The organism is Marinobacter halodurans, from assembly GCF_004327985.1.
GTDB classification, from domain to species: Bacteria; Pseudomonadota; Gammaproteobacteria; order Pseudomonadales; family Oleiphilaceae; genus Marinobacter_A; species Marinobacter_A halodurans.
In genome coordinates this window covers 1-4,964 of record NZ_SJDL01000079.1, presented here as the reverse complement: position 1 = coordinate 4,964, position 4,964 = coordinate 1, and the positions used below count along the sequence as shown (strand labels likewise).

The window sequence follows — 4,964 nt, the reverse complement described above, 5'->3', positions numbered from 1 at the left end:
AGTGTGTCGTTTCGTTGGCGGCTACCGACGGCGTGTTGCCCCGCTCCCCCAGCACCAGATGGAAGTGCTTCCCCGGCAGCCACTGGGCGGTGCCGTCCGGCTTGTAGCGCAAGACGACGTAGAGGGCGTCGATGGCCGCCAGTTCGCTCGGCAGCAGGTGGACTTCCAGGGCGGCCACATCGGCCTCCGGCGAGGCGACGGTCACCCGTTCGTTCCAGTCCCGGGTGTCGATCTCCCAGGCCGAACCGTGCTTGGCAAGCACCACCCATTCGAGGTTGTCGGCCCGCACGGATTGGGTGCCCGGCAGTTCGATACGCAGCGCCAAGTCGCTGAAGGCAGCGCCCAGGGCAGACCTCTCCGCCATCACCGCCAGGGTGGGCACGTAAATGCGCGGATCTGGACACGGGCGCTCCATGAGTACTTCACGATCTCCCGACTGACCACGTTTCCGAACAGGCCCTTTTGCTCCTCCATATGTACCCCGGGCGCTTCCAGATAAAAGAGGTACCCATTGTCGGTTGGCTCACTATATAGAATGCTTTCCCTGGTCCTTGGAATATCCAGCGGAAATAGTCGCCAGAGCTTGACCATACCCGGCCCCAAATTGGCCGGCGACCGCATTTCCACCATACGCAGGTGAGATTCGACCACCAGCGGTCCCTGATTCTCGGACAACTTGAGTGCTAGTAGCTCGCGTAAACCGTCTTCTCGGCCATGATGTTCGGTCGGCTCAGGGTGCGCAGTGCGTGGACTCGATAGTGCATCTCGCGCTCACAGGCCTTGAAGGTATCGTCCTCCATATCGCGCCAGTAGCGTTCCGGGCGATTGGTTTGCCGGTCGTGCTCGGCCGTGACCGGGTCCAGGTGGCGGTAGGCTTCCCAGATCGGGATATCGGGCAAGGGCTGGGTCACGTCCATGTAGTTTTGTACGAAGTCCCAAAGGGCGTAGCAGGGCTCAGGCATGCTGGTCGCTCCACCGACAGCCCCCACAGCTGCTTCGCATTTGCTGTAACGATGGAACAGATGGAGACGGTTCAGGATCCCGGCCCGGTCACCACGGGTACTGACCCAGGCGTCAAATTCCACAAAGGGGGCTTTAAAGACCTCAGGCTTGCCGCGGGGAATAAATGGAAATTTTGGAGGGTAGGTCCATACGGTGACCATGCCGGTGCGGCGGTTCAGCTCCCATAGAGGGCCTTTTCCTGCTTTTAGGAACCAGCTCAAAAAGAACTTCGTCAAGAAAAGTGATATTAACCAAGTAAGTACAGGTATTCCGTAGATCAATGTAAAGCTTACCCAGTCATCCCTTAAACTTTTCCAAAAATCCATTTCATGGGGACCAAATAGCAACCCCATTACTAAGAGGACCACTGTAAAAGGAATCAGAAGTATCACTGCAAATTTCGAAAAAATACCTACTAAGTTAATTAGTTGGAAACGTCTGGCCAGCGGCGCATATCGAAAGCATTCGTGATCCATCTGCCCCTGATAGCCAGTGCCCTCCAGGGGATCCCCATATTTTTCATATCTGCGCAGTAGTTTGGGAGGGGCCTTCGCGAAAATAATAATGGGTACAACCGGTTCCGTATTCCCCCAAGGCAAACGCGCGGTGCCAAAACGCTCCAGCGCGGATTGGTTATGGTCCTCATGCTGGGGAGGTTGCTCCGGTATGCGATCTGGTCGATAGGCGGTATCGGCATAATAACCAGTTGTCTGCCTCGGCATTTCTACAACACTATCCACGTTGAACCACCTTTTCATCGAACCAGAAAACCCTGTCCGTTTCAGAGAAATCCGGCTTGGTGTGTTCTTCATTGTTTTTATCGTATGTTAATGAAGAGTCCGGCAAGGGCGCAGGGAAAACCATCAGGTCGTCCTTCTTGCCAATGCGGATCTGGACACGGGCGCTCCACGAGTACTTCACGATCTCCCGACTGACCACGTTTCCGAACAGGCCCTTTTGCTCCTCCATATGTACCGCGGGCGCTTCCAGATAAAAGAGGTATCCATTGTCGGTTGGCTCGCTGTATAGAATGCTTTCCCTGGTTCTTGGAATATCCAGCGGAAATAGTCTCCAGAGCTTGACCATGCCCGGCCCCAAATTGGCCGGCGACCGCATTTCCACCATGCACAGGTGAGATTCGACCGCCAACGGATCCTGATTCTCGAACAACTTGAGTGCTAGTAGCTCGCGTAAACCGTCTTCTCAGCCATTATGTTCGGCCGGCTCAGGGTGCGCAGTGCGTGGACTCGATAGTGCATCTCGCGCTCACAGGCCTTGAAGGTATCGTCGTCCATATCGCGCCAGTAGCGTTCCGGGCGATTGGTTTGCCGGTCGTGCTCGGCCGTGACCGGGTCCAGGTGGCGGTAGGCTTCCCAGATCGGGATATCGGGCAAGGGCTGGGTCACGTCCATGTAGTTCTGGACGAAGTCCCAAAGGGCGTAGCAGGGTTCGGGCATGCTGGTCGCTCCACCGACAGCCCCCACACCTGCTTCGCACTTGCTGTAACGATGGAACAGATGGAGGCGATTCAGAACCCCGGCCCGGTCACCACGGGTACTGACCCAGGCGTCAAATTCCACGAACGGCGCCTTGAAGATCTTTGGCTTGCCGCGGGGAATGAAAGGGAATTTCGGGGGGTAAGTCCAAACCGTGACCATGCCAGTCCGGCGGTTAAGCTCCCATAAAGGGCCTTTTCCTGCCTTCAGAAACCAGCCTAAACACAGCTTACCTAAAACCCAAGAACTAACCCAAACTCCAATTGGAATTCCAAACATTAAAGCATTTGAGCGCCAGTCATCGTATATTAGACTATGCCAGTAATCACTTTTGGATGTAAGAAATGATCCTATAATAAAACCCAAAATCATTAGAGGACCAAAAATAATAATAATAAATCTGGAAATGATTTCAGTTAAATTTAATATCTGAAATCGCTTGGCCAAAGGCGCATATCGAAAGCATTCGTGGTCCATTTTCCCCTGATAACCAGTACCCTCTAATGGATCTCCATGTTTTTCATGTCGACGAAGTAAATCCGGTGAAGCTTGAGAAAAAATGGTCAAAGGGATAACTGTTTCGGTGTATCCCCATGGCAAACGTGCAGTGCCGACGCGCCCCAAAGCTGATTGGTTATAATCCTCCCGCTGTGAAGGTTGCTCTGGTATGCACTCTGGCCGGTATGCTGTTTCCGCGTAATGAACAGCGGCTTGGTTCTGCTTCTCGAAAACACTACCCACGTTGAACCACCTTTTCATCGAACCAGAAAACTCTGTCCGTTTCGGAGAAATCCGGCTTGGTATGTTCTTCATTGTTTCTATCGTACGTTAATGAAGAGTCCGGTAAGGGCGCAGGGAAGACCATCAGGTCGTCCTTCTTGCCAATGCGGATCTGGACACGGGCGCTCCATGAGTACTTCACGATCTCCCGACTGACCACGTTTCCGAACATGCCCTTTTGTTCCTCCATATGTACCCCGGGCGCTTCCAGATAGAAAAGGTATCCATTGTCAGTTGGCTCGCTGTAAAGAATGCTTTCCCTGGTCCTTGGAATATCCAGCGGAAATAGTCGCCAGAGCTTGACCATACCCGGCCCCAAATTGGCCGGCGACCGCATCTCCACCATCCGCAGGTGAGATTCGATCACCAGCGGGCCTTGTTTCTTAAATAACTGGGGAATGGGACTTTCAACCCTCAAGCACGTATTCGCTCTCTGTTTTGCCTCAATGACACCGGGCGTTTCACACTCGTTGTCTCGGGGGCTTGCCAATCCACCTGAGCGCCCCAAATTCGGCTCAAGCTTCAGATTAACCCCCATGAGCAAACTGACGAGACGGTAATAAGCTTCCTTGGGATCTTTTAAATAAGACTTTCCGCCCAGATCTCCAAAGGGGCCATGCCGCATCCAAGTTTCGAACGGATCTTCAGTGAACCACCACACAGTCACCGCACCAACTATGCAAAGTGCGATGCCAAGCAAAAGCCACCCACCTGGCCCGAGCAGCAGAAAAGTACTACCACTCGCCAGTAGGCCATTGAGACCCATTGCAAAAGTGCCTGCGGCAATCAAGCTACTTCCAACACCAGCTCCGGTATTACCTTGTTCAAACTGATAGATGGCATCGCTGACAAAGATAACCCCGGTGACAAAGGCACCTGCAACACTGAAAAGTGTTCGGAAAACAACGGGACCTCCTGCCACAGAGGCCAACAAGCGACCAATCAATCCCCCAACCCTTGTTTCAAAGATGCCGGACATTCCAGTAATGAAGCGACTCAAAGGCGCCAGTCTCTTTGGTATTGCACGTTGAAAGCGCTCTGCGAGCAATGCAGCAGCGAGCGTGGCATCATAGCCTGCACTAACAACTCCAGCCACAGCGCGCCTTGTTCCTCGCTCCCTCTCAAGCTCGCTGTAGACTGAAATATTGGCCGAAACATTATAAGCCTCAACCATCATCACAAACGCCGGCAGAACCGGCGAATTCAGAGCCCTATAGCTCCACCTGCTTTTCGTATCAGAAACAGCCTGTCTTGCCCCAGCTGCCTCCTGATCCCATTGGTATCTGGCCGATTCGAACGATTGCTTTTGGCTCTCCAACCTTTTGTTCAGGGCCGCGAATCGATTTTCCGCGGCAGCGTAATTTTTCTTGGCTTCTTGCAGGCGTTGCGCCAGTGCGGTGCTTGCTTGACTTGTGCTCTCCGCTGCCTTTTCTGCGCTTGCCACCCCTCTCTGGGCCAGCACAATTGCGGTCTCCGCCTCCGCCAGTTCATTCAGGGCCTTGGCCATGTTTTCATTGTCAGGAAGGACCAGCAAGAGCGCCTCTTCCGAGGTGTTCGCCGCAATGCCCTGAGCCGCAGCGCGCTGGCGATTGGTAGAGGCCACCACCTGACTCGTCGCGGCCGTCTCGCTGCCTTCCAGGTGAATATCGCCGAATACCCGGATACTGGCGTCCCCCGCCGATTCGG

5 protein-coding genes are annotated in these 4,964 nt (G+C 54.0%); all 5 read right to left on the bottom strand.

All coding sequences use genetic code 11. From position 1 onward, the window contains the following. The coding region (locus EZI54_RS23040) for a hypothetical protein (protein ID WP_131484212.1) at window positions 1-415 on the bottom strand (415 nt) is incomplete at its 3' end. A 268-nt stretch (window positions 416-683) separates the two neighbouring features. Further along, on the bottom strand, window positions 684-1,742 hold the full coding sequence (locus EZI54_RS23035) for a hypothetical protein (RefSeq protein WP_165495858.1): 1,059 nt from the start codon (window positions 1,740-1,742) through the stop codon (window positions 684-686). After that, window positions 1,735-2,172 (bottom strand): hypothetical protein, encoded by a 438-nt coding sequence (locus EZI54_RS23030; RefSeq protein WP_131484210.1) that lies wholly within the window; start codon window positions 2,170-2,172, stop codon window positions 1,735-1,737. The genes EZI54_RS23035 and EZI54_RS23030 overlap by 8 nt, the downstream gene beginning before the upstream one ends. A gap of 8 nt (window positions 2,173-2,180) precedes the next feature. Further along, window positions 2,181-2,582 carry a hypothetical protein gene (locus EZI54_RS23025; protein WP_131484209.1) on the bottom strand — a complete coding sequence of 134 codons (402 nt, stop codon included), beginning with the start codon at window positions 2,580-2,582 and terminating at the stop codon, window positions 2,181-2,183. A gap of 649 nt (window positions 2,583-3,231) precedes the next feature. Then, window positions 3,232-4,964 (bottom strand): hypothetical protein (locus tag EZI54_RS24655; RefSeq protein ID WP_165495857.1); only part of this gene is annotated, 1,733 nt, incomplete at its 5' end.